25 protein-coding genes are annotated in these 23,979 nt (G+C 42.5%); 1 reads left to right on the forward strand and 24 read right to left on the reverse strand.

The window, feature by feature from the left end:
* The 14 genes from pepF to ybeY all read right to left on the reverse strand — a co-directional run bounded on the left by pepF (window position 1) and on the right by ybeY (window position 12,917).
* Window positions 1-1,803: an oligoendopeptidase F gene (gene pepF, locus A6J84_RS03915; RefSeq protein WP_095726074.1), complete on the reverse strand. Its 1,803-nt coding sequence runs from the start codon at window positions 1,801-1,803 to the stop codon at window positions 1-3.
* An 18-nt stretch (window positions 1,804-1,821) separates the two neighbouring features.
* Window positions 1,822-2,778: a competence protein CoiA gene (locus A6J84_RS03920; RefSeq protein WP_095726075.1), complete on the reverse strand. Its 957-nt coding sequence runs from the start codon at window positions 2,776-2,778 to the stop codon at window positions 1,822-1,824.
* Between the two features lie 76 nt (window positions 2,779-2,854).
* On the reverse strand, window positions 2,855-4,003 hold the full coding sequence (locus A6J84_RS03925; RefSeq protein WP_095726076.1) for a DUF1887 family protein: 1,149 nt from the start codon (window positions 4,001-4,003) through the stop codon (window positions 2,855-2,857).
* 175 nt (window positions 4,004-4,178) lie between these two features.
* Entirely contained in the window at window positions 4,179-5,039 is an 861-nt protein-coding gene (tehB, locus tag A6J84_RS03930; RefSeq protein WP_000413062.1) for an SAM-dependent methyltransferase TehB, read from the reverse strand.
* Between the two features lie 14 nt (window positions 5,040-5,053).
* Window positions 5,054-5,521, reverse strand: a complete 468-nt coding sequence (gene smpB / locus A6J84_RS03935) for an SsrA-binding protein SmpB (protein ID WP_001051742.1) — start codon at window positions 5,519-5,521, stop codon at window positions 5,054-5,056.
* Window positions 5,484-7,838 carry a ribonuclease R gene (rnr, locus tag A6J84_RS03940; protein WP_095726077.1) on the reverse strand — a complete coding sequence of 785 codons (2,355 nt, stop codon included), beginning with the start codon at window positions 7,836-7,838 and terminating at the stop codon, window positions 5,484-5,486. The genes smpB and rnr overlap by 38 nt, the downstream gene beginning before the upstream one ends.
* Before the next feature lie 203 nt (window positions 7,839-8,041).
* Window positions 8,042-8,275, reverse strand: coding sequence for a preprotein translocase subunit SecG (gene secG / locus A6J84_RS03945; RefSeq protein ID WP_000282517.1), 234 nt, complete (start codon window positions 8,273-8,275; stop codon window positions 8,042-8,044).
* A gap of 39 nt (window positions 8,276-8,314) precedes the next feature.
* Complete coding sequence (gene rpmG, locus A6J84_RS03950) at window positions 8,315-8,464, reverse strand: 50S ribosomal protein L33 (protein WP_007519517.1); 150 nt, start codon at window positions 8,462-8,464, stop codon at window positions 8,315-8,317.
* Entirely contained in the window at window positions 8,464-9,663 is a 1,200-nt protein-coding gene (locus A6J84_RS03955; RefSeq protein ID WP_049479715.1) for a multidrug efflux MFS transporter, read from the reverse strand. The genes rpmG and A6J84_RS03955 overlap by 1 nt, the downstream gene beginning before the upstream one ends.
* Window positions 9,650-10,255, reverse strand: a complete 606-nt coding sequence (coaE, locus tag A6J84_RS03960) for a dephospho-CoA kinase (RefSeq protein ID WP_095726078.1) — start codon at window positions 10,253-10,255, stop codon at window positions 9,650-9,652. Before coaE ends, A6J84_RS03955 begins: the two co-directional genes overlap by 14 nt.
* On the reverse strand, window positions 10,255-11,079 hold the full coding sequence (gene mutM, locus A6J84_RS03965; RefSeq protein ID WP_095726079.1) for a DNA-formamidopyrimidine glycosylase: 825 nt from the start codon (window positions 11,077-11,079) through the stop codon (window positions 10,255-10,257). Before mutM ends, coaE begins: the two co-directional genes overlap by 1 nt.
* 48 nt (window positions 11,080-11,127) lie before the next feature.
* Entirely contained in the window at window positions 11,128-12,027 is a 900-nt protein-coding gene (era, locus tag A6J84_RS03970; RefSeq protein WP_071850872.1) for a GTPase Era, read from the reverse strand.
* A gap of 16 nt (window positions 12,028-12,043) precedes the next feature.
* Window positions 12,044-12,439: a diacylglycerol kinase family protein gene (locus A6J84_RS03975; protein WP_000378172.1), complete on the reverse strand. Its 396-nt coding sequence runs from the start codon at window positions 12,437-12,439 to the stop codon at window positions 12,044-12,046.
* Entirely contained in the window at window positions 12,420-12,917 is a 498-nt protein-coding gene (gene ybeY, locus A6J84_RS03980; RefSeq protein WP_000275166.1) for an rRNA maturation RNase YbeY, read from the reverse strand. The genes A6J84_RS03975 and ybeY overlap by 20 nt, the downstream gene beginning before the upstream one ends.
* A gap of 104 nt (window positions 12,918-13,021) precedes the next feature.
* On the opposite strand from ybeY, the gene pavA reads away from it, so the two are divergent.
* The gene (pavA, locus tag A6J84_RS03985) at window positions 13,022-14,677 is read left to right on the forward strand and encodes an Rqc2 family fibronectin-binding protein PavA (RefSeq protein WP_095726080.1); all 1,656 of its coding nucleotides are present in this window, start codon (window positions 13,022-13,024) and stop codon (window positions 14,675-14,677) included.
* 199 nt (window positions 14,678-14,876) lie between these two features.
* Here the strand turns inward: pavA and A6J84_RS03990 are convergent, their stop codons facing one another.
* The 10 genes from A6J84_RS03990 to A6J84_RS04035 form a co-directional block, all read right to left on the reverse strand.
* Complete coding sequence (locus tag A6J84_RS03990; protein WP_095726081.1) at window positions 14,877-15,608, reverse strand: NAD-dependent protein deacylase; 732 nt, start codon at window positions 15,606-15,608, stop codon at window positions 14,877-14,879.
* 144 nt (window positions 15,609-15,752) lie between these two features.
* Window positions 15,753-16,463, reverse strand: a complete 711-nt coding sequence (gene deoD, locus A6J84_RS03995) for a purine-nucleoside phosphorylase (RefSeq protein WP_000022091.1) — start codon at window positions 16,461-16,463, stop codon at window positions 15,753-15,755.
* A 472-nt stretch (window positions 16,464-16,935) separates the two neighbouring features.
* Entirely contained in the window at window positions 16,936-17,646 is a 711-nt protein-coding gene (locus A6J84_RS04000; RefSeq protein ID WP_001263735.1) for a GMP synthase, read from the reverse strand.
* A gap of 4 nt (window positions 17,647-17,650) precedes the next feature.
* On the reverse strand, window positions 17,651-18,460 hold the full coding sequence (locus A6J84_RS04005) for a purine-nucleoside phosphorylase (protein ID WP_095726082.1): 810 nt from the start codon (window positions 18,458-18,460) through the stop codon (window positions 17,651-17,653).
* Entirely contained in the window at window positions 18,460-19,017 is a 558-nt protein-coding gene (locus A6J84_RS04010) for a DUF1697 domain-containing protein (protein WP_095726083.1), read from the reverse strand. Before A6J84_RS04010 ends, A6J84_RS04005 begins: the two co-directional genes overlap by 1 nt.
* Before the next feature lies 1 nt (window position 19,018).
* Window positions 19,019-20,230 carry a phosphopentomutase gene (locus A6J84_RS04015; RefSeq protein ID WP_095726084.1) on the reverse strand — a complete coding sequence of 404 codons (1,212 nt, stop codon included), beginning with the start codon at window positions 20,228-20,230 and terminating at the stop codon, window positions 19,019-19,021.
* A gap of 23 nt (window positions 20,231-20,253) precedes the next feature.
* Window positions 20,254-20,937, reverse strand: a complete 684-nt coding sequence (rpiA, locus tag A6J84_RS04020) for a ribose-5-phosphate isomerase RpiA (RefSeq protein WP_095726085.1) — start codon at window positions 20,935-20,937, stop codon at window positions 20,254-20,256.
* Window positions 20,938-21,042: 105 nt separating this feature from the next.
* Window positions 21,043-21,972 (reverse strand): peptidase U32 family protein, encoded by a 930-nt coding sequence (locus A6J84_RS04025; RefSeq protein ID WP_084851842.1) that lies wholly within the window; start codon window positions 21,970-21,972, stop codon window positions 21,043-21,045.
* Between the two features lie 125 nt (window positions 21,973-22,097).
* On the reverse strand, window positions 22,098-22,778 hold the full coding sequence (locus A6J84_RS04030; protein ID WP_000209231.1) for an ABC transporter ATP-binding protein: 681 nt from the start codon (window positions 22,776-22,778) through the stop codon (window positions 22,098-22,100).
* A 13-nt stretch (window positions 22,779-22,791) separates the two neighbouring features.
* Entirely contained in the window at window positions 22,792-23,847 is a 1,056-nt protein-coding gene (locus tag A6J84_RS04035) for an ABC transporter permease (RefSeq protein WP_095726086.1), read from the reverse strand.
* Between the last annotated feature and the right edge of the window lie 132 nt (window positions 23,848-23,979).

Genomic DNA, 23,979 nt, shown 5'->3' on the forward strand with positions numbered 1-23,979 from the left:
TTAAGCTAGTCCCAATTTTTCAACAAGAGCTTCAAACTCGTTCAAGCGACGTTCAAAGACTGCAAAGGCATCGTTAAGATAGTCTTCCTTCTCCATATCAACACCAGCTTTTCTCATGACATTGAGCGGATAGTCAGACTTACCTGCCTTGAGGTAGTCGATATAGCGGTCACGGTCTTCTTGACTACCGTGGACAATCTTCTCAGCCAAGGCTGAAGCAGCTGCAAAACCAGTTGAATACTGATAAACATAGTAGTTATAGTAGAAGTGAGGAATGCGTGCCCACTCGTATTGGATCTGAGGATTGTCTTCCTTGCTGAGTCCATAGTACTCTTGGTTCAAGTCAGCGTAGAGCTTATTGAGGAAATCACTTGTCAAGACTTCTCCATTTTGGTCTGCTTGGTGGATGGCATGTTCAAACTCAGCGAATTGAGTTTGACGGAAAACTGTTCCACGGAAACCATCTAGGAAGTTATTGAGAATAGCAAAGCGAGTTGCATCGTCTTCTACTTCTTCCAACAATTTCTCTGTCAAGATATTTTCGTTAGTCGTTGAGGCAATCTCAGCCAAGAAGATAGAATAATCTCCGTAAACATAAGGTTGGGTTTCACGAGTATAGCTAGAGTGCATACTGTGACCTGTTTCATGGACAAGAGTAAAGAGATTATCTAGATTGTCCTGCCAGTTGAGAAGCATAAAGGCATTGGTATCGTAAGAACCACCAGAGTAGGCACCAGAACGCTTGCCTTGGTTTTCATAGACATCAATCCAACGCTCACTGAAGGCACGTTTAACACGGCTCAAGTAGTCGTCACCTAAAACTGCCAAAGCTTCTTCTGCCTTTTTCAAGGCTTCTTCGTAGGTAAAGCTATAATCTACTGACGAAAGCGGTGTGTAGACATCGTACATCTTGAGGTCGGAAATACCCAAGATTTTAGAACGAAGTTCTAGGTAACGATGCAAGAGCGGCAAATGCTTGCGAACTGCTGCAACTAGATTGTCATAGACACTTTCTGGAACAAAGTTTGCTGCGAGAGCTGCATGGCGAGCACTCTTATAGTTGCGAACTTTTGCTCGGTAGTTTTGCACCTTAACATTTGTCTGCAAAGTCTTAGCGTAAGTGTGTTGGAATTGCTCATATGTCGCATAAAGGGCTTCATAGGCACCACGACGCACTTCACGGTTCTTAGACTCCATCAAACGGATGTAAGTACCGTGTGAGAGTTGCACTTCCTTGCCTTCGTCATCAAGGACATATGGGAAGCTAATATCCGCATTGTCCAAAATAGCGAAAGTTTCACTAGCAGAGCCAAAGATTTCTCCTGCTCCAGCAAGCAATTCTTCCTCACGTTGCGAAAGAACATGGTCTTTCTTTTGCAAGAGCTTGTCAAAAAAGTGCTTGTAAACTTGGAGTTTTGGTTGAGCTTCTAGGAAGGCCGCATACTGCTCTTCGCTAATCTCCATAAACTCAGGTTCATAGAATGAAAAGGCTTGTTCTAACTGACTGTATAGGGTCATTGCCTTGGCATAGTACTCTTGATACTTGGCTTCACGCGTGTCCTGGTCATTTTTCATATGTGCATAGACATAAAGCTTTTCAACTTGGCGTTCCAAGTCAAGTGAAAATTCTGTAATCTCAAGCAAACTGTCTGCGCTATCCAAGAGATGCCCCTCATACTGAGATGCTGTTTGTACTTTTTCAGTTAAATCTTTCAAGGATTCTTCCCAAGCTTGGTCTGTTGGGTAGATTGTTGAAAGATCCCATGTATCTTTTTCATTTATTTCATGTCGTTGTAATACCATAAGATTCCTCCATCCTTTCTATTTTACCACATTTTTTGAGAAATATAAGTGATAAAAGGCTGGTGGATAGAGCTTTTGGCGATTATTTTTCGGATTTTTTTGATAGTAAGCCTGAAAATTTCTATAATAGCTAGTCAGATCCGTTTCAATCTGCAAAAAATCACCCGATTCTATCGGTCTGATCTGGGGATACCAGTCGTCTAGTTGATAGTTTAATAGATTGTCTCCTTGATGATAGGCCTCCTCTTGCTTCTTCATCCAGTAAGGCGTTTGGTAGTACAACTGCTGGCGAATATAGTGACAGATAGTGGTATCTTGCACAACTGCAAAACGAGGCAGTTTTTGTTTTTGATAAGGAAATCGTAAGATTTCCAAGAGATTTCCTTGACCATAGGGAAATTCTTTGACCTGAAAATAAAGCTTACCACGTAGGTCCTGATGCAAAAGATATTTGAGTCTCAGAACTTGTTTTTTGAGATCCAGTTCCCAAGCATAGAAACCCATATTTTGGCTAAAATAGAGAAATCCCCTTTGCAGTTGTGTTAATCGCTCTTTTAACCAGAGTTTTTCTCCCAGTAGCCAGATAACCTGATAGGCCTGGCTACGGTAGCCTTGACTTCTATCGCCTAAAAGCTTTTGAGACAAGGGACTGCACTGGATCTCCAGAGCTAGTTTCTCATTGACTAGAACATCCGCTATCTGCTGAATCTCAGGCAAACTATATTCTAAGGCGACCTGATTGTCCTTCTTGGCCCAATGATAAAGGGCCTCTTTGTTGCCCAAGTGTTCTGGACTTTCATTCTCAAAAGTAGCTATACAATCTCTTAAAGATTCATGAGCGAAATGCGTTCGAATGCTCTGTCCTTGGCGTAATCGTAGCCTGCCCCCACAGGCTGGACAAGTATAGGCTTGCTTGGTCACATCTTTTTCGAGGGCATTCACCAAATTCCCCTTGGCATCTCTAGCTACAAACATGGTCTACCTCCTTTTCTTTTCTATTCGAAAAAGAAGAAAAAAAGACTGGAATTCCAGCCTTTCATGATATTATTTCTCATCTTTTTTGTCTCTTAGAATATTTTTTTATCATGGGAATGAGATTGGAAATCTGCTCACTTCTAATGACCAGCACGCCGTATTCCTGGCAGCGATTGGCATAAACAGGATTGATTTTCCCCGTACAGACAATTAGCTTGAGGCAACTCTCCCCAGCAAAATGATTAGCGTAAACTTCTAGTTCATTGATGGCTTCGACTGATAAATCTGTCATCTTGCAGGAGATAAAGGTAATCGAGCTTCCCTTTCTCAGAATGACATCAATCTCATTTTGAACATTGTCTGCCTCTGGAAAGATGCCATTCCAATCAATCTCACCACCTATCATGCACTCATCAAACAGCTGAGACTCAAGTGCCAAGAGATAGAGATATACCTCTAAAATATGTCCCTTGTTGCGGCAAAAGACTTGAGCTTCTTGACTTGGAAAGCTGTATGCTACTCGTTTCTTGCCTTCGCTTTCCATACAAAGCATCCCCGCTTCCACAAGTAAAGGGATAAGGGATTCTGGGTAGTGATAATACTTGCCGTTGTTTTCCAGTATCTTTTCGGTCTCAGCATGCAGGTCATTGGTCTTAGCTAGAGAGAAAAATTGGGTCACCTGATACCAGTGGGCAGGGTTGGCAATGGCAGAGCTGGCTAGTTTTTTGATGGCTGCAATTTGCTTAACTGAGTGGATAGGGCGTTTTGATTTGAGCATTTTTCCACCACGCAAGGCTATCAGCTGTTGGATGTTTAGGGTTGGAATGTCCAAATCTTCTTTTTCTAACTGACCGGCTACCCACTTGTATTGTTTTCCTCGCTCGACATCCATGGCAACGATGGGGAGGTGGCGATCCAAGCCGTATTGATAGAGAGATAAGGCTAGTAGCGAATCCCCACCAAAAACATCGAGAAGGACTTGGTCATAGCATGCTAGGCAATAATCTAACTGATCCGCTAGTTGTTCTAAGGATAACTGACGAAAGGTCACTCGTTGGATATGAGGCACCTCTTCCATGATGAACTGACGGAGAGAGAGTTTTTCATTATTGCTTATTTTCGTCAAAGAAAGGAAGAGAATCTCGTCACAATCACTGATAAAGGCCTGGTAGACATTCTTTTCCAATACATGCCGATCATACAATTCCACCAAAAGACTCGTCATTGGACCACCTCCATCATCTACACTTTCTCAAGCCGAGAGAAAAATAATACAGCTCTACTGCTCACATTTCCTACTTCTAGTATAGCATAAAATCCTGCTTCCCCACTCTACCATCGCAAATAAAAATGAATAGAAACCTTGTAAAGTGGTTTCTATTCACTGGGTTAAGTTTGATTTACTTGATTTTTTTAGCTAGCATAGTCGCAAAGCGTAGTTGAATGCGATTACCATTTTCATCACGACGGTGCAGATGTCCTGGGTTTTCATTGTACTTAATCAATTCCCAATCCTTGTAGTAGTCCGCCAACTCCCCTTCTTTAAAAGTGAATGGGAAGTTGATTGAGCAAGGATAATCCTCTGTATCCATGGCACAGACGATAAGATTGTAACCACCGACCGTGGTGTGCTCCTGCATATTTTGGATAATAGCTGGAATGCGGTTCGCTTGTAGGAACATCAGAACAACTGTTGAAACGATAAAATCATAGTCTTGGCTAACACTGGCAGAATTGATATCATAAAGTCCGACAGGCATGTCTAGATCCTCTTGTTCCACAATGCTTTGCAAGATTTCAAGGGACAATTCATTTTGATCCACAGCTGTCACATCAAAACCATTCTGTGCGAGAAAGAGAGAGTTACGCCCCTGACCACAACCCAAATCCAAGGCTCTTCCAGGTTTCACCGTCTGCATAGCCTCTAGGACCTCTGAATGGACTGGATTAGTCTGGTATTTCTTAGGGAAATAATCCTCAGGTTTACAATAAAATTCCAAGTACCACTCTACATCGTCTGTTGCAGCCTCTACTCGGTGCCAGGCTTGCGGTTGCGCCATGGGATTGTCAGCCCCTGCCTCAAAGAGGTGTTCAGCTAGAACCTCACCATCTTCAGTCAACTCAATAAACTTGAGAGCCCCTTTCAACACAGTAATTTTTCCCCAAGTGCCGACTTTAGTATTGTGCTTTTGCTGAACAGCTTCAGGCATGGTTTGTTTATTCCACAAGGGCATCCGTTTATAGGCAATTAATTTTTCCATTTTACTTCCTCTTCTTAACGCTGGTTGACAGCTTTCATCACACGCGCGATGTCGCGGTTTTGTTCACGACGCTTGATAGACTCCCGTTTGTCATAGTCATGTTTCCCTTTAGCAAGTCCTAAAAGGAGTTTAGCATAACCATCTTTAATATAGACTTTAAGGGGAACAAGGGTCATTCCTGTCCCTTTGGTCTCTTGTTCCAATTTTTGAATTTGTTTTTTATGGAGCAAAAGTTTACGACGACGTTCTGGTTCCTGGTTCCAGATATTGCCCTCTTCGTAAGGGGCGATATGAACATTGCTCAGCCAGACTTCCCCATTTTTTACTTGGGCAAAGCCGTCCTTGAGATTGATTCGAGCAGCTCGAACGCTCTTGATTTCCGTTCCTGTCAGCACCATTCCTGCTTCAAGCGTATCAACGATTGTATAGTCGTGGTGCGCCTTTTTATTTTGTGCGACGACCTTTCCCTCGCCCTTTGCCATGCTTGGCTCCTTTCTTAGCTACTTCTTTGTAAAAAGGTTTCTTGCCTTTTTTCTTTTTATCTTTTTGTGAATGCTTGTACTTATCATTTGAGCGTCCTGATTTTCTCTTGTCTTCCTTCTTGTCTGAACGACGACTTGAACCATGACCTCTGTCTTTGCGCCCAGCTTGTTTCAAGCCTTTTTCGATGACATCAAACTCACTTGGAATATAAGAGAAATCAATCTCTCCCGTCATCTTATCGGCTCTTTCAACTTGAATGCGAATTTGCTGTCCCACACGGAAGGTTGTTCCTGATTTCTCTCCACGGAGAGTCAAATCTCGCTCGTTGAAATGATAAAATTCAGACAAATTGGTAATGTGAATCAAACCTTCGACTGTATTTGGCAATTCAACAAAGAGACCGAATTTGACGATGCTGGATACAACTGCGTCGTACTCTTCACCCACATATTCTTCCATGTACTCAGCCTTTTTCATGGCTTCGACTTCACGCTCAGCCTCGATGGCACGACGTTCACGGTTGGAAGACTGGGTTGCAATCTCTGGAATCACTTGTTCAAAATGCTCTGCTATTTCCTTAGAACGACCATAGTCCCGAATCATACGGTGGACTAGAAGGTCTGGATAACGGCGAATAGGACTGGTGAAGTGAGTGTAATAGTTAGCGGCTAGTCCATAGTGACCGTGATTGTGCTCAGAATAGCGAGCCTGTTGCATAGAACGGAGAAGCATCATGGACAATACATCCGCATAGGGTTCTCCCTCAACAGCACGCATGATGTCTTGGAGAGCCTCTTGGCTAATCTCACTGGCAGTTCCATAAATTCGTAAACCAAAACTAGAGGCGTAATCAATAAACTTCTGAACTTTTTCAGCCTTGGGCTCCTCGTGAATTCGATAGATGAAAGGTAGATCCAACTTGCTAAAGTGCTCGGCAACCGTTTCATTAGCAATCAACATGAAGGACTCAATCATCCGCTCAGCAATACCACGTTGGCGAAGAACGATATCCACAGGCTTGCCTTTTTTATCCACCAAGATCTTAGCTTCGCTGGTATCAAAGTTAAGGGCACCACGCTTCTCACGCATGCTTTCTAGCCTTTCATGGAGCTTGGCCATGAGCTCGATACTTGGAACAATTTTCTTAAACTCTTGTCTTTTTTCCTCATCGCCAGCTAAGATATCATTGACAGCGCTATAGGTCATACGAAAACTAGTCTTGATCACTGTTTGGGTAATGGTGTAATGAACCACACGACCATGTTTATCAATTTCCATAATAGCAGACTGGGTCAAGCGATCTACTTGAGGATTGAGAGAGCAGATGCCATTTGACAAACGCTCTGGAAGCATTGGAACCACTCGGTCTGTCACATAGACAGAAGTCGCGCGGTTAAGGGCTTCCTTGTCAAGGGCAGAACCCTCGGTCACATAGTAGGAAACATCTGCGATGTGAACTCCGAGTTCGATATTGCCATTCTTTAAAGGCTTGATGTGTACTGCGTCGTCTAAGTCCTTGGCATCCGCACCGTCAATGGTAAAGGTGATTTCATCTCTCAGGTCCAGACGACCTCCCATATCCTTTTGAGACGGAGCTTCTGGCACACTTTCTGCTTCCTTGAGAACAGCTTCTGGAAATTCTGAAACAATATCCATGGATTCCAAGACTTCAAGAACGTCAATCCCAGCATCAGTCGAGTGCCCCACCACGTCTAGCACACTAGCGACAAAGAAATCATGTTTCTTACTTGGGTATTTGTCAATAAAGACCTTGAGAACTTCAGTACCTTCCAACTTGATAGCCGGTTTCTTCACATAAATCGGTTGGCTGATTTTTTGATTTTTGGAACGAATATAGCCAGCATACTTGGGCTTTTCCTGATCCAGAACAATTTGACCGACAACGGTTGTCAGGCTGTGTTCTAAGATATCAATAATTTTGGCTTCTGCAGCAGTTCCCTTGTTGCGGTCAGCAACTTTCTTTATGACCACCTCAACTGTATCGCCATCAATGGCATAGTTGACATCGTTTTTTCCTACAAAAAGATCGTCCTCTTCCCCTTCTAGAGTAACAAAGCCAAAGCCGTTTTTATGGGCATGAAAAACCCCTTTGAGGGTGATTTCATGTTTCTTCTTCTGGTCCAAGGTGAGGCTGCCATCTTCTCCAAATCGAATCTGGTGCTTTCTTTCCATCAGAGACAGGGTTTTAATCAACTCACGGAAATCCTTGGACCCATCCTTTCCGAGAGCCTGAGCCAGGTCATTTACCGTCACTCGCCCCTTCTCTTGCAAATATTCTTTAATTTTATCTTTCATGTTTTCTTTCTAGATTTTTTAATTTTCTTTTACTGTAAGACCTTCTCAAACATCATTTAATACTCAATAAAAATCAAAGAGCAAACTAGAAAGCTAGGCGCAGGCAGTACTGGAGTACGACAAGCCGACGCTGACGTGGTTTGAATTTGATTTTTGAAGAGTATAAAAATAAAAATAGGCAAAGACCTAGTCCTGCCCATTTCTTATCTACTTGATAATACCGTCAATGCTAAGGCAATGGCTAGCCAGAAAAAGACTAAAATACCTGTCAAACGTTGCATCACAGCTTCAAAACCACGCGCTTTACTACGTTCAAACAAATCACCTGAGCTGGCATCAAATACATTGCTGGATTGGTTCTTAGTTGGTTGCATGAAAATCGCAATCACAATCACAACAGATAATACTAATAAAATGGTTAATAATAGGTTATACATATCAAACTCCTTAAAATCCCTATTATTTTACCATAAATTCTACTTAGATTCAAGATGTAAAGTTACTTTTCTTTCCTTTGGACAATATTTTAACACCTCAATCTTGTCTGGATGGGTTTTGGAGTTCTTACTGGTTAGATAATTCATGCTGCCACAAGAGGAGCACTTGAGATTGATTTTTACTCGCACTAGATTTCCTTTACTTTTAATAATGATCTAAATTGCACTAAGTTACATAAACAACTGAAAGCCACACAGGCTGCTGTCGCATAAAAGACAGCATGGTAGCCCAAATATCCTGCAACTGCGGATCCCGCCATAGGTCCAATCACTCCACCGAGATAAAAAAAGACTTGGTTGAAGGCGAAAATCCTTGAAATACCTGATTTTGGAGTCATTTTGCTAAGAAGGGCATTGACACCTGGTATGAGAGCTCCCGTTCCCAGACCAAAGAGAAAACGATACAAGCCAAGTTGAAGGGGGCTGGTTGCATGGGCACAAAGAAGGTAAATGATGACGGAATAAATCTGAGCCGCGACCAACAATCTATGATTCCCTACCTTATCGCCAAGTTTTCCTAGAATTCCAGCACTCATCATGCTAGAAAATCCCATGCTGGATACGATTAGTCCTGATACAAAGAGGAGATTCTCAGTCTGTCCTAAGTCCCGCACATAGAGAGCTAGAATGGGGCCAATTGATTGAGCTGAAAATTGAATGACAAAGCTCGTCAAAAATAGATTCACTAAAAGCCTAGGATACTTGAAAGAAGAAAATACTTCTTTCGTTGGGATAGTCTTCTCCTTAGCTACTGGCTGAAAATCTTCCTTGATAAAGAAAATGGTTAGGATTGCAGCTAAAAATAAGAAAGCGCCTACCAATAAAAAAACATTACGAATGCCAAAAATTTCAGCAATAAAGCCTCCAACAAAGGGGCCCGTCAGTGTTCCCGCAACTACACCTGTAGATAGAGTCCCCAGAGCCGCTCCCGACTTATCTTTAGGTACCTGACTAGCAATCAAGGCTGTTGCATTGGGAACGAATCCAGTAAATACACCATTGAGCAAGCGCAGAAAGAGTAGCCAATAGATATTTGGCACGAAGGCCAAACCTCCCATAGTGATGGTCATGGCAAGCCCAGCTCGAATCATCATGGGCTTTCGACCGTACTTGTCAGCAAGAATACCCCAGATAGGAGAAACTAGAGCTGCTGAAACAGCCGAAACTGAGATGGCTAATCCAGCATAAAAAGCAACTTGGTCTCCTTCAATTCCCAACTGCTCCACAAAGATAGGCATGAAAGGAACGATCAAGGAAATGCTGGCGCCCGTTAGAAAACTACCGAACCAGGCGACACGAAGATTCTCTTTCCAACTAATCTCTTGCACAGCTATCGCCTCCTTCAAGTAACTTCACTACTTGAGCCACAAGCTGATCACGACTGCCATTGTTGTCTAGAACATGACTGGCCAAATCTTTCTTTTTCTCTAAAGACCATTGGGCGGCCAAACGAGACTCTGCTACTTCCTTAGAAAGATGATCCCGTTTCATGAAACGTTCCACCTGAACATCACGGTCCACATAGACCAGCCACGTTTCATCAAACCAAGCACTGTAGTCCTGTTCAAAAAGCAGGGGAATATCCATGAAAAAAACCGTTTCTGTCTGGGCTAACTGGTCTCTCAGTGCAGCCAATTCCTCACGAATAATCTCTCCTTGGGTTTGTTTAGACCATTCCCGCTCCTCAGGATTTGAGAAGATGAGACTAGCTAGGAGAGGGCGATTGAGTTCTCCATTTTCAATGATGATTTCCTGCCCAAAGTGTTGAACTAAGAGCTGATAAAGACGACCACCAGGTTTTTGTAGTTGGTGGACGACTGCGTCAGCATCCACTACTTGAAAACCTTTCTCTCTTAGGAAATTTGTCACAGTTGACTTACCTGAGGCAATTCCTCCTGTGATTCCAATGATTTTTCCCATCAGCCCCTCCTTTGACACTGAGGACAAAAATGAGTTCCTCGTCCACCGAGCTGGAATTTCTCAATCACTGTCCCACAGCGCGAACATGCTTGTCCAGTCTTATCATAGACCTGATGGAAGTCCTGCATGGTTCCGTCTTCCCCAAAGGCATTGGTATAGGTCCGAATGGTGGAGCCGCCCTTTTCAACTGCCTGCCCCAAAACAGCAATGGTCTGGTCATGAATAGCTGACGCTTCTTCTGCAGTCAAAGTTTGGGAAGGTCTAGCTGGATGAACCTGTGCTCGCCAGAGGACCTCATCCACATAGATATTACCTAGACCAGCTACCAAGGTTTGGTCTAGGAGATGAGATTTGATAGGCTTTTTAGACTTGGCTAGGGCAGCTTGAAAGACCTGCAAATCAAAGTCCTGCTCTCTTGGTTCAGGCCCTAGTTTTTTAGAAACAAAGTAGGTTTCCAAAAGGCCCGGTGCCAAGAGTTCCATGGTGCCAAACTTGCGTACGTCCTCATATACAAGAGTGCCGCCATCCTCAAAATGAATGAAAACATGGGCATGCTTGCGTTCTGGAACTTTGTCTGGGTAGTAAAAATACTTTCCCTCCATCCGCAAATGAGAAATCAAGACCTTGTCTGTTAGGTAAAAAAGCAAATATTTTCCACGACGCCCCATGGACTCAATTACTTGACCAGGCACTTCCTTTCGAAACTCGTCCAAATCCGTCTTGATCATCTTAGGATAGCGAATTTCTACACTCGAAATCCTCTTACCCAGAATCAATTTTTCTAAGCCACGACGAACCGTTTCAACCTCAGGTAATTCAGGCATAAATCCTCCTTCTGTAAAAACAAGAAGCAGGCATGAGCCCACCTCTACTTAGTATTCTTTTTCATTATAGCCAAAGTCAGCCAAATCTAGCTTTTTATCACGCCAGTTTTTCTTGACCTTGACCCAAGTTTCTAGGAAAACCTTATCCCCTAGCATGAGTTCGATATCACGACGGGCCATGGTCCCAATTTTCTTGAGCATAGCCCCACCTTTTCCGATGATAATGCCTTTTTGGCTATCACGCTCGACCATGATGGTTGCACGGATATGAACCTTGTCTGTCTCTTCATCACGCTTCATGGAGTCAACTACCACTGCAACTGAGTGAGGAATCTCTTCTCGAGTTAGGTGCAAGACTTTCTCACGAATCATTTCTGAAACCAAGAAACGCTCAGGATGATCTGTGATTTGATCAGCTGGGAAATACTGGAAACCTTCCTCTAGATTTTCACTGAGGATGTCAATTAAACGAGAAACGTTATTTCCCTGAAGGGCTGAGATCGGAACAATCTCCTTAAAGTCCATCTGGTTACGGAAGTCATCAATCTGAGTCAAAAGCTGGTCTGGATGGACCTTGTCAATCTTATTGACCACCAAAATAACTGGAACCTTGGCAGCCTTCAGACGCTCGATAATCATATCGTCGCCCTTACCACGTGGCTCATCAGCTGGCACCATGAATAGAACAGTATCCACTTCACGCAGAGTACTGTAGGCAGATTCCACCATAAAATCTCCAAGAGCCGTCTTAGGCTTGTGAATCCCCGGCGTGTCGATAAAGACGATTTGCTCCTTATCCGTGGTGTAAATCCCCATGATTTTATTGCGCGTTGTCTGCGCCTTGTCACTCATAATGGCAATCTTTTGCCCCATGACGTGATTCAAAAAGGTTGACTTCCCAACATTGGGACGTCCCAAAATAGCTACAAAGCCAGATTTAAATGTCATAATTTCCTCTTATTGTTTAAAATAATAAATCCCAAATGCGTGGGAGAAAGATAAGTGCACCAATCACTGCAGCAAGAAGGGAAACCACAAGTACGGCACCAGCTGCCATATCCTTGGCTTTCTTTGCCAACATAGAAAAGTGATAGTGACTGGCTAGATCCACCACATTTTCAATAGCAGAGTTAATAATTTCAAAGGCTACTACCAAGAAAATGCTCATCAGGAGAAAGAGCCATTCGATTCGTGACACCTGAAAAACAAAACCTGCAAGGATGACTACTAGAGCCGTCACTGCATGTTTTCGCATATTACGTTCTTCCTTGAAAGCAGTCAGAATTCCTGTAAGAGCAAATTCTAAACTGGATATCAGGTCACGATTTTTCCATTTTCGTTTATTGTCTTGTGAGTCCATAGGCTGTCAAAATTTCTTCTTGTAAACCGAACATCTCCGCTTCTTCTTCCGGAGTGTAGTGATCGTAGCTGTTAATGTGTAAAAAGCCGTGTACTGCCAAGAAGCCCATCTCACGCTCAAAGCTGTGACCGTATTCCTCAGCCTGCTCATGCGCTTTATCGATAGAGATGAAAAGTTCCCCAATATAGGCATCGAACTCAGACATCATTTCTGCTAATTCAGGGTTTTCAAGCAAATCTTCCTCGTCAAAAGTAATGTCCAATTCCGGTTTATATTCAAGGCTGATGACATCTGTCGGGCGATCTGTATCACGGTACTCGAGGTTGAGTTCGTGACTACGCTCATTGGTCACAAAAGTAACTGCCATCTCCTTGTCTTCTTTTCCTATTTTTTGGGCTGCAAATTCCAAAATTTCTTGGGTTTGGTGCAAGATTTCTTGTGAAACTTGACCAGTTTCATCTACCATTTCAATATACATGTGCTTCTCGATTCTCTTTACTTGGCTTTATTATACCATATTTCCATGATTTTATTCTACCTTTTTGATATAATACTATGGAATACAATCACAAGGAGAGAACGATGTCATTTGACGGATTTTTTTTACACCACATGGTTGAGGAATTACGAAGCGAGTTGGTCAATGGTCGCATTCAGAAAATCAATCAGCCTTTTGAACAAGAATTGATCTTGCAAATCCGCAGCAATCGCCAAAGCCATCGTCTGCTCCTCTCTGCTCATCCCGTTTTTGGTCGCATCCAGCTGACCCAAACGACCTTTGAAAATCCAGCCCAACCTTCCACTTTTATCATGGTTTTGAGAAAGTATTTGCAGGGTGCCCTGATTGAGTCAATTGAGCAAATCGAAAATGACCGTATTGTGGAAATCACGGTTTCCAATAAAAACGAGATTGGAGACCATATTCAGGCGACTCTCATTATCGAAATCATGGGTAAACACAGCAATATTCTCCTCGTGGATAAAAGTAGCCATAAAATCCTCGAAGTCATCAAACACGTCGGCTTTTCACAAAATAGCTACCGCACCTTACTCCCCGGATCGACCTATCTCGCTCCACCAAGCACCGAGTCTCTCAATCCATTTACCGTCAAGGATGAAAAGCTCTTTGAAATCCTACAAACCCAAGAACTAACAGCAAAAAATCTTCAAAGCCTCTTTCAAGGTTTAGGACGCGATACAGCAAATGAATTGGAAAACATTCTTGTCAGTGATAAACTGTCTACTTTCCGTAACTTTTTCAATCAAAAAACCAAGCCATGCTTAACAGAGACTTCCTTCAGTCCAGTTCCTTTTGCGAATCGTGTAGGAGAGCCTTTTGCCAGTCTTTCGGATCTCTTAGATACCTATTATAAGGATAAAGCCGAGCGCGACCGCGTTAAACAGCAAGCCAGTGAACTCATTCGTCGTGTTGAAAATGAGCTTCAAAAAAATCGCCATAAGCTTAAAAAACAAGAAAAAGAGTTACTAGCGACAGACAATGCTGAAGAATTTCGCCAAAAAGGAGAATTGTTGACAACCTTCCTCCACCAAGTGCCTAATGACCAAGATCAGGTTACCTTGGACAACTACTACACCAATCAACCTATCACCATCGCGCTTGATAAGGCCTTGAGTCCCAGCCAAAATGCCCAACGCTATTTTAAACGTTACCAGAAACTCAAAGAAGCTGTCAAATACCTGACTGAGTTGATCGAAGAAACCAAGGCAACCATTCTTTATCTGGAAAGTGTCGAGATTGTGCTCAACCAAGCTGGACTGGAAGAAATCGCTGAAATCCGTGAAGAACTGATCCAAACAGGCTTTATCCGTAGAAGACAGCGAGAGAAAATCCACAAGCGCAAAAAACCAGAACAGTATCTGGCTAGTGATGGCAAGACCATCATCTATGTTGGACGAAACAATCTGCAAAACGAGGAATTGACCTTTAAAATGGCCCGCAAGGAAGAACTCTGGTTCCATGCCAAGGACATCCCTGGAAGCCACGTCGTCATCTCAGGAAATCTCAATCCTTCTGACGAAGTCAAGACAGATGCGGCTGAATTAGCTGCCTACTTCTCCAAAGGTCGCTTGTCAAATCTCGTGCAAGTGGATATGATTGAAGTCAAGAAACTCAATAAACCAACTGGTGGCAAACCTGGCTTTGTAACCTACACAGGACAAAAGACCCTCCGCGTTACACCAGACCCAGAAAAAATCGCATCTATGAAAAAATCCTGATTTCAATTGAAATCAGGATTTTCTTTTACATTTTACTCTGCAATTAAGGTTTCCAAACCAACCTTCATCATATCTGTGAAGGTATTTTGATTTTCTCAGCTAGTTTGTAACAAGTCTCAATGAGTGAGATAGTGATCAAAAACTGAAATATCTTCCTCTTTCAAGTAACAAGGTTTTGTTACTATCTTCTAAAATTTTTTTATTGTCTCAATTTCGAAAAAACTTCCCCAATCTTGCCTTCAATGACCAATGTAGCTTGGCTGTCTTGTGGAATACTGGTTTTATTGATAACGACCAGATTTGTTCCAGAAAAATAGTTTACTAGGCTAGCTGCAGGATAAACAACCAAGGAAGTCCCACCAATAATCAGCAAGTCTGCTTGCCGAATAGCTTGTGCAGCTTGACTAAAAACATCCATGTCAAGTGATTCTTCATACAAGGTCACGTCAGGCTTGACCACCTTGCCACAGTCTAAGCAGTGGGGAACAGGTCCCTCGAGGGCCAGAAAAGCAGTTAAGTCATAGAAACGTTGACAACCTAGGCAGTAATTCCGGTCCGCACTCCCATGCAATTTAAAGATCTTTTGGGAGCCAGCCATTTCATGAAGACTATCGATATTTTGTGTCACAACAGCCTTTAGCTTACCTGTCTTTTCCAAAGCAGCTAGATAAGTGTGAGCAGCATTAGGCTTGGCTTCTGGATAAATCAGATATTTTTTATAGAAGTCAAAAAAATCTTCTGGATAGCGCTCAAACATGGTCCGAGAAACGAGTTGCTCTGCCGTAAAATGACGGCCTAACTGATGACTATAAACACCATCTGAACTACGAAAATCTGGGATATTAGACTCGGTTGACACTCCTGCCCCTCCAAAGAAAACAATCCGTTGGCTTTGATCTATCAAGTCTTGTAATTGTTCAATTTTATCCATCACATTTCTCCTTAAGCTGAGTTCTAAAAAAGTTGAAAATCAATAGTTGGATTTTCAACTCTTTCTTTATCATTGCTAAGATATTGAAAATAAATCACTTACAACAGTTCTTGTAACTAATGTAATTGAAAATCTATTCTCTGATTACTCTGCAATCAAGGTTTCCAAACCAACCTTCATCATATCGGTGAAGGTATTTTGGCGTTCTTCTGCAGTAGTATCTTCATCTGGATTGACCAAGCTATCAGAGATTGTCATGATAGCTAGCGCATCAACGTGGTGTTGGGCAGCAAGATAGTAAAGTGCTGCTGCTTCCATTTCTACAGCTTTAACTCCCCATTTACCAAGCTCAATGTTCTTTTCAAAGTAGTTTGAGTAAAAGACATCAGATGACAAGACGTTCCCAACGTGGGTTGTCATACCGAGTTCTTTAGCGATATGGTAGGCCTTGTCAAGCAAATCAAAGCTAGCGATTTGTGGGAAATCATACTGTGGCCAGTCATTGCGGATGATGTTTGAGTTGGTTGCAGCTGCTTGCGCCAAAACCAATTCACGGACATGAACATCTTCATTTAATGAACCCGCAGTTCCCACACGAATCAATTTCTTCACTCCGTAGTCTACAATCAACTCACGGGCATAGATAGAAATGGACGGCATTCCCATCCCAGTTCCCATGACCGATACACGGTGACCCTTGTACGTACCAGTGTAGCCAAACATGTTACGCACTTCGTTAAAACAAACAGCATCTTCAAGGAAATTCTCCGCAATAAACTTAGCACGAAGAGGATCCCCAGGAAGAAGAATTTTATCAGCAATTTCACCCTGCTGAGCAGCAATATGGATAGACATAATATAAGATACCAAACCCGTCAAAAAGCGAAGGGAAAATAGGAGTTTGGTGCAGTGAGCGATGCTCGCTAGACCAACTATCTTTTTCCCACTGCTTTTAGGGTGGGTTCAATTCCTTTCTTTCTTAATTTTTATGATATAGAAGAGAACAGTCCGAGTTCAATTCAAAACCGAACTCCCCTTCCTTTCTGAATTTCTAGAAAAGTTTCCGCTCGTGTTCAAATTTGAACACACGCTCTACCTTTCTTTATTGTATATTTAGGATAGCGACAGAGAACAAAGTAAAAATAGGAAACTGACGAAGCATCGCAGATGCTAGACAGTTTATCTTTTTCACGCAGTTCTCTGCCCGTATTCAGTTCAGCAAATACGGTTTACCCATCCTTTCTTTCTTGATTTTAAATTTAAATATTTCACAGAACAATTAGCCCGAGTTTGACTATAACTCAGATACTCTGCCTTTCTGTAGTTCCTAGTTTACCAATGAATCTAAAAATGCATACAGTTTTGCATTCATTTCAGAATAATCGTTTCCACGTAATTCTTCTGGTGTTTGAACAAAAGGCAACTTTTCACTTTGCTCTCTTAATTTCTCCTCACCATCCGCAGCAATCAATAATTCTACTGCGTCTGGATCAAATTCCAAATGAGCCTGAAAGGCATAATGTTTTGGACTGAAGCGAATAATTTGGCGTGGACAACCTTGACTGGTCGCCAAGACGACAGCTTCATCTGTCAGCCCTGGCATATCACCGTGCCAGTGGCCGGTTTCTATGGTTTCTCCGAACAAGCTGAAATGAGGATCTGTTAGACCTTGCATCGTCAATGTCACAGGATAAACGCCGATCTCGCGCTCTGGACTATGTTCATACTTCGCACCATAGGCAACAGATAGGAGTTGCGCACCAAGACAGACACCAACAATATAGATATCTGCAGCAATCGCTTCTTTCATAAAAGCAAGCTCAGCCTTTGGATCATAGTATGGGAAGTTTTCTCTATCCTCATCAGGTGATTGAGGACCACCCATGACAATCAGAAAATCAATCCCGTCAATTGTTTCAGGAAGAGGTTCTTTTTCATAAACCTTTGTTGATGTAATTTGATGACCTCGTTCTATAGCCCATTTTAGATATGCGCCTGGAACCTCAAATGTCTCATGTAAAATAAAGTGAACTCTCATGACATTACAATTCAGCAAGAATCGCTTTAAGCAAGCCTTTGAAGTCGCCTTTAACACGTTCAGTCACTTCCACAACTTCTTCGTGGTTGAGTTCTTCTTGGAAACCAGCAGCATGGTTAGTAATACATGAAATACCGAGAACTTTCAAGTCAGAGTGGGCTGCCACAATCACTTCAGGAACAGTGGACATACCAACTGCATCTGCTCCCAATGTCTTATAGGCACGAATTTCTGCAGGTGTTTCATAAGTCGGACCGGTTACACCGATATAGACACCTTCATCAAGCTTGATACCAAGTTTCTTAGCCACTTCATGGGCAGTAGCACGGTATTCTGGTGTGTAGGCTTTTGACATATCAGGGAAACGTGGACCAAAATCATCCAAGTTTTCACCCATCAATGGGTTTTGCCCCGTCATATTGATATGGTCTGAGATAGCCATCAAGGTACCAGGACCAAATCCAATACCTCCAGCTGCATTGGTTACAATGACACCTTCACATCCGAGAACTTTCATCACACGTACTGGGAAAGTCACGACTTCAAGAGGATTTCCCTCGTAGAAATGGAAACGACCTTGAAGAGCCAAGACTTTTCGACCTGCAAGGTCACCATATACCAATTTACCAGCGTGACCAACTACTGTCGAACGGCCCCAGTTTGGAATGTCTGCATAGTCTACTACAACTGGATTTTCGATTTCTTCTGCCAATTCTCCAAGTCCTGATCCAAGGATTAGACCGAACTCAGGCGCTTGGATTCCCTTGTCTTTCAGGAAAGCAGCTGTTTCCTTGATCTTATCTAAAAATGTCATTATGTGTCTCCTTTATTATTTTTTAGCATTTGACCGATTTTATCAAAGGTTTTTGCATTGCGAATGGTGATGTTGCGATAAAAAGGCATCTTGAGCAAGTACTTGTGATAGGCAGTTGTATAGTAAGATTCTTCAGAGATCTTCCCCCAGAAAATCCCAAGTCTTCCAAAATGAACCACTTCATCTTTCAGTTCCAAACTTTCAACTGTCTCAATGACTTGATCCACATCCAAGCCTTCTGTATAAAAGAGGACATCTTTTCGAGCCAAATCTTTGGTCCACCATTCAGGCAGATTCTTCAGCTCTGCCTCATAATCTTCCTGACTCAGCAAAGAAAAGCTCTGAATAAATGGATAATGGATTTCAAAGAAAGCCTCTAACTTTTCAACCAATTGGGCTTTGGCATCTGTCGAAGTAAAGAAAATATTGCCACTGTTGATGTAGGTATCAACTTTTTCCACTCCCAACTCTGTCAATTCTTGACGAAGTTGCGCCATAACAACCTTATTCTTGCCACCGACATTAATGCCCCTTACCAGTAAAGCATAGCGTTTCATCTTATACCAATTTATCTAAGAAACTTTCCCCAATCATGGCAGTTTCAACACCAAAGTTATCCGCAACTGTCGCTGAGATATCTGCAAAATGTCCAACTGGAATGACACCATTTCTCTTAAAGCTAGGGCTGTAAGCTAAAAGTGGAATATATTCACGAGTATGGTCAGTTCCAGCATAGGTTGGATCATTTCCATGGTCAGCAGTAATCAAAAGAAGATCATTCTCTCTCATGGTAGCGATAATTTCAGGCAAGCGCTCATCAAACTCATGCAAGCAATCACGGTAACCATGAGCATTACGACGGTGGCCGTAAAGAGCATCAAAGTCAACTAAGTTTGTGAAGGAGAATCCTTTTTCAAACTCAGCAAGTCCCATTGTCTTCAAAAGTGTATCAATTCCGTGGCTGTTTGACTTGTTGTGACCCATGTCATGGTTGATACCAGCACCGTTAAAGATATCGTTGATTTTACCAACAGCATAAGTATCGATACCTGCTTCATTGAGTTTATCGAGAACAGTTGGAGCAAATGGTGAAACTGCCAAGTCACGACGATTAGCTGTACGAGTGAAGTTACCTGGTTCACCCACATAAGGGCGAGCAATGATACGACCAAGAAGGGCAGGACGCTCAAGGGTAATCGAACGAGCATATTCACAAATACGATACAATTCATCCAAAGGAATGATGTCTTCGTGGGCAGCAATCTGCAAAACAGGGTCAGCTGAAGTATAGATAATCAACTCGCCAGTTTCCATTTGACGTGGTCCGAAATCATCGATAACAGCCGTACCTGAGTAAGGCTTGTTGGCTTCACGAATGACCTTGCGCCCTGAAAATTCTTCGATTTTTGTCAGGATTTCTTCTGGGAATCCGTTCCAGAAAGTATCAAAAGGCTCGGTAATGTTGAGTCCCATGATTTCCCAGTGTCCAGTCATAGTATCCTTACCAAGAGATACTTCTTCCAATTTTGTTGCATATCCTGTTGGATTGCTTTCAGCTGGTACAGTCTTTAGAGGCGTTTCGCGAGGAATATTTCCTAGACCGATTTTAGCCATGTTTGGCACATTCAAACCAACTGTTTTTGAAATGTGTCCCAGTGTGTCAGAAGCTCCATCTGGAACTCCTGCATTGACAAAGTTATTGGCATCTGGTGCAGCACCGATTCCCACGGAATCCAGTACCACCAAGTGAATACGATTAAATTTTGACATAGTCTGTCTCCTTATTATGTTGATTAGTTTGCTTTTGTTGAAGTTAAAATCTGAACCCCATCTCGTCCCGCTACGATGACCTTATCCACCATTTGGTTAAACAAGCCGTGCTCTACGACACCAACGACATGGTCCAATTCTTGCCCGAAGGCAATTGGATCTTCAATGACATCCAAAGCTAGGTCAATGATAAAGTTCTGCATATCGGTCACAAAACGTTGGCCGTCTTTTTCACGGAAACTTGGTTTATAGCCAGCTCGCTCAAACCGACGAAAGGCCTGTTCTGCACCATACTGAACCACTTCTACTGGCAATTTAAAAGCACCTAGTTTCTCTACCAGTTTGCTTTCATCTACCACCCAAATGTATTCTTTTGAGGGCGTTGCGACAACCTTCTCCATCAGAAGGGCACCACCACCGCCTTTAATCCCGTTAAACTGGCTATCTACTTCATCCGCCCCGTCAACCGTCACATCGACAAAGTCTACTTGATCAATCGACTTGAGCGGGATGTTAAGACCTTCAGCCTGTTTACTGGTCACACTGGAAGTCGTTACAGCAGTAATCTGCAAACCTTCTTCCTTAATCCGACGGCCAATTTCTTCTACGAAATAGTAGGCAGTTGATCCAGTACCGAGTCCAACAACCATGCCATCCTTGACAAACTCAGCAGCCTTGATACCTGCCATCTTTTTCAGATTCTCCACTTAAACACCTCCATTAAAGAGCTATTTTTATTATAACATGTATCCGTTTTTATTTCATGGATACACTGGAAAAACCCGAACATTTTTATTTCGGGTTTTGGTGTCCTATTTAACCATATCAGGATCGTAATCATAGAATCCTGTATCGAGGAAACGGTTTTTAGGGTGTAACTTGCGCACTTCCTCATCTAACAAGAAGGCTTGGTCATGGCTAAAGTTGCCCTCTTGGATCAAGCCACGTGCTTGGATAAAGAGTTTAGCAATTTCTACAAAATTCTGACCAGGTGTGTAGAGCCCCTCTAGCTTCCAGTGAGTAAAACCATGCTCCACCAATTCTGTCAATTTGGTCATCAAATCAAGGTCGTTATTTGCAAAAATGTGGGTCCCATGATTGTCTTCAAAGATAGAGTAATGGCTCTCAGGGTCACTCGGTTCTGCTAAGAAGAGGTCACGTTTACGTGTCTTTTCATCATCGATGTGCGTGAAGTTATAGTAGTTTTGCAAGAGCGGACGCTTAGAATGATGAATGACACTAGCTCCATAAACCAATACTTCAGCAGGAATTTCCAAAATCTCTGGCATCTTGAAGAGTTCAGCAGATGGAATTTCACGCGCCAAAACAGCCTCAGAGGCGCCTGCCTTTTGACCCCAGAAGTTAATCTGACGACTGCTTGTCACCATGGTTGAAGCATCGTAGATGGTCTTAAAGGAATAGCCATCACGGTTGACTACGTAAAAAACGCCTGCATCCCCAACAGTAATATAGTCTGTCTTGATTTCTTCCAAGAAATCTAGGAAAGGCTTGATACGGTCCATCATATCTTGGTGCATGAGGGCATTAACCGCGACAATCAATTCCTTGCCTGCTTCATGAACCAACTTAGCGATGGTGCGTAAGTCTTCATAACTAAAAGTCGTTGGCAGACGAAGGCCAAAATCTTTCTCACCAACATAGATACGGTCTACGCCAGCTTCGAGTAACTGTTCAACTTGTTCAATACTTTCAGCAGTTGCTGTAATGATAATCTTTTCCATAAGAAAAATTATACCACATTTCTCAAAAATCAGCTATGGTTACTGAGAGTTTCAGAAAAAGTTAAACTTGTTTCTATCTTTCCCAATCAAAAAAATGAACAGTAACTTGTACCATTCACTCTATTTTATGCATGTGTTTCTTCAACTAGGTGGCCATCGTTCATGACATAAATACGATCAACCTTATCAAGAAGGCGAGTATCATGCGTAATCATAACAACTCCTCTACCTTGTTCATGGGCAATGGCAGCCAGCATCTCCGTTACTTGGTAGGCACGCTCAGTGTCAAGACTGGCTGTCGGCTCATCTGCAAGCACAATGCTTGGATTGTTATAGAGCGCTCTAGCAATCGCGGCACGCTGACGTTCGCCACCCGATAGAGCTTTGGGATAATGATTTTGAACTTTTTCCAAATCCAACAAGTCAAACAGCTCTTTTCGGTCACTTTTACTATTTTTTCCCTTATCTAGTCTGTCTATCAAATCCAGCTGTTCCTTGACCGTTAGAAAAGGAATTAAGTTTGAAGCCTGGAGAATGAAACCAAACTCTCTAAAACGGAGATCTGTTTTTTCCTTCTCCGTCAAACTGCCTGTTTCCTTCCCTTTGACTAGAATCTTTCCACTCGATGCTTCCTGAAGTTGTCCTAGAGTTGTTAGAAAGGTCGTCTTTCCAGAGCCAGAGGGCCCAACGATAGCTACGAACTCTCCCGCATTTAGCTGAAAATTCGTCTCATGCAGGGCTACGACTTTCATCTTTCCTTCCCCGTAAGTTTTTGTCACTTGATTCATTTCTATCAATGTTGTCATACTATTCTCCTTATCACTCTGCAATCGCAGTAATCGGGTCCACCTTTAGCAAGCGTGGAAGTGAAATGACACCACCTAGAAGGGCCATCAAGGAAATTACCAAACTTAGGACAGAGTAGGCTATCCAACTTGGATAGAAAAAGAAGGTAGCTGGTAAGACTAAAATCACTCCTCCGATTGCCAGTAAGGCTAAAGCAATCCCCATACCAGCTAGGAGGAAGATTTGACAGAACAGAGACCATATAATGGTTTTGATCTGTATCCCCTGAGCCCGCATTATTCCATAAAGACCTAGTTTTTGGATGGTAATGATATAAACAAAAATCCCCACAATCAAGCCAGTGATAACAATCATAGCAAGAATCATTCCTGAAAATACATTAACCTGAGGTGTGTAACCAGGAATTTTTGATATCATTTTTGGAATGGAAATCTGCTTCAGTCCATCCCCAACCACTTCTATATCATTTTTCAATACCAAGGCAGAGATGGAACGATTGGCTTTCAAGGTTCCTTGTAAGATCCAATAAGTCGTCAGACTCGTAAAGACAACAGGCTCAGTGAAAAATTTATTTCCTTGAGTCAGGCCTACAATCTTATAACCTGTCTCGCTTCCATTGAGCTGAATGGTATCACCTAGCTTCATCCCATAGTTCTCAAAAGACTGATCCACGACAACCTCATCATCCCCTTCTGGGTACCTTCCCTCCGTCAAACTAGGAGAGATAAAAGAGTCCCAGTCTTGAGCAAAAATGGAAACATTGACCTTTTCACTACCATCGACTAGATTGGTTACAGCGAACATATAGCCCAATGGAGCAGCCTCTTCAGAACTCTTGTCCTTGTAGTCCTTTTCAGGAATAAAAGATGCCGTCAAATTATCATTTGCGTAGTCGGATAAAACGACACCCGTCGCTTGCCAATTATCAATAGCTGCTCGGTTGTTTCGCACAAGACCAAGAGCTAGACTGGTCATAAAAAAGACCATAAAAGCGATAAGAAAAATGGTCGTTAAGATCAAACTATATCGAAGTTTGTTTCGTAATATCTCTTTGATAGCAAGATACATGCTTATCTCCTTTAACATTTCCCAGAGGTAGCAAGAATGCCACCCAGTCCAATAGACAGAATCTCTGTCTTATCATCCATTCAAAACAACTCCTATCAATACTCTTCAAAAGTATTCAGGTAGCAACTTAAC

The organism is Streptococcus sp. FDAARGOS_256, from assembly GCF_002289235.2.
GTDB lineage: Bacteria > Bacillota > Bacilli > Lactobacillales > Streptococcaceae > Streptococcus.

Excerpts from the sequence above, each read along its gene's own strand:
- A6J84_RS04025 (WP_084851842.1), bottom strand. The coding sequence starts at position 21,972 with ATGGAAAAGATTATCATTACAGCAACTGCTGAAAGTATTGAACAAGTT.
- A6J84_RS04000 (WP_001263735.1), bottom strand. The coding sequence starts at position 17,646 with ATGAGAGTTCACTTTATTTTACATGAGACATTTGAGGTTCCAGGCGCA.
- era (WP_071850872.1), bottom strand. The coding sequence starts at position 12,027 with ATGACATTTAAATCTGGCTTTGTAGCTATTTTGGGACGTCCCAATGTT.
- A6J84_RS03920 (WP_095726075.1), bottom strand. The coding sequence starts at position 2,778 with ATGTTTGTAGCTAGAGATGCCAAGGGGAATTTGGTGAATGCCCTCGAA.
- A6J84_RS04005 (WP_095726082.1), bottom strand. The coding sequence starts at position 18,460 with ATGACATTTTTAGATAAGATCAAGGAAACAGCTGCTTTCCTGAAAGAC.
- coaE (WP_095726078.1), bottom strand. The coding sequence starts at position 10,255 with ATGGGAAAAATCATTGGAATCACAGGAGGAATTGCCTCAGGTAAGTCA.
- A6J84_RS04015 (WP_095726084.1), bottom strand. The coding sequence starts at position 20,230 with ATGTCAAAATTTAATCGTATTCACTTGGTGGTACTGGATTCCGTGGGA.
- A6J84_RS03925 (WP_095726076.1), bottom strand. The coding sequence starts at position 4,003 with ATGACGAGTCTTTTGGTGGAATTGTATGATCGGCATGTATTGGAAAAG.
- deoD (WP_000022091.1), bottom strand. The coding sequence starts at position 16,463 with ATGTCTATCCATATTGCTGCTCAGCAGGGTGAAATTGCTGATAAAATT.
- rnr (WP_095726077.1), bottom strand. The coding sequence starts at position 7,838 with ATGAAAGATAAAATTAAAGAATATTTGCAAGAGAAGGGGCGAGTGACG.
- A6J84_RS03975 (WP_000378172.1), bottom strand. The coding sequence starts at position 12,439 with ATGGACTCACAAGACAATAAACGAAAATGGAAAAATCGTGACCTGATA.
- ybeY (WP_000275166.1), bottom strand. The coding sequence starts at position 12,917 with ATGTATATTGAAATGGTAGATGAAACTGGTCAAGTTTCACAAGAAATC.
- A6J84_RS04010 (WP_095726083.1), bottom strand. The coding sequence starts at position 19,017 with ATGAAACGCTATGCTTTACTGGTAAGGGGCATTAATGTCGGTGGCAAG.
- smpB (WP_001051742.1), bottom strand. The coding sequence starts at position 5,521 with ATGGCAAAGGGCGAGGGAAAGGTCGTCGCACAAAATAAAAAGGCGCAC.
- A6J84_RS03990 (WP_095726081.1), bottom strand. The coding sequence starts at position 15,608 with ATGGATAAAATTGAACAATTACAAGACTTGATAGATCAAAGCCAACGG.
- pavA (WP_095726080.1), top strand. The coding sequence starts at position 13,022 with ATGTCATTTGACGGATTTTTTTTACACCACATGGTTGAGGAATTACGA.
- A6J84_RS04030 (WP_000209231.1), bottom strand. The coding sequence starts at position 22,778 with ATGACAACATTGATAGAAATGAATCAAGTGACAAAAACTTACGGGGAA.
- mutM (WP_095726079.1), bottom strand. The coding sequence starts at position 11,079 with ATGCCTGAATTACCTGAGGTTGAAACGGTTCGTCGTGGCTTAGAAAAA.
- secG (WP_000282517.1), bottom strand. The coding sequence starts at position 8,275 with ATGTATAACCTATTATTAACCATTTTATTAGTATTATCTGTTGTGATT.
- A6J84_RS04035 (WP_095726086.1), bottom strand. The coding sequence starts at position 23,847 with ATGTATCTTGCTATCAAAGAGATATTACGAAACAAACTTCGATATAGT.
- pepF (WP_095726074.1), bottom strand. The coding sequence starts at position 1,803 with ATGGTATTACAACGACATGAAATAAATGAAAAAGATACATGGGATCTT.
- tehB (WP_000413062.1), bottom strand. The coding sequence starts at position 5,039 with ATGGAAAAATTAATTGCCTATAAACGGATGCCCTTGTGGAATAAACAA.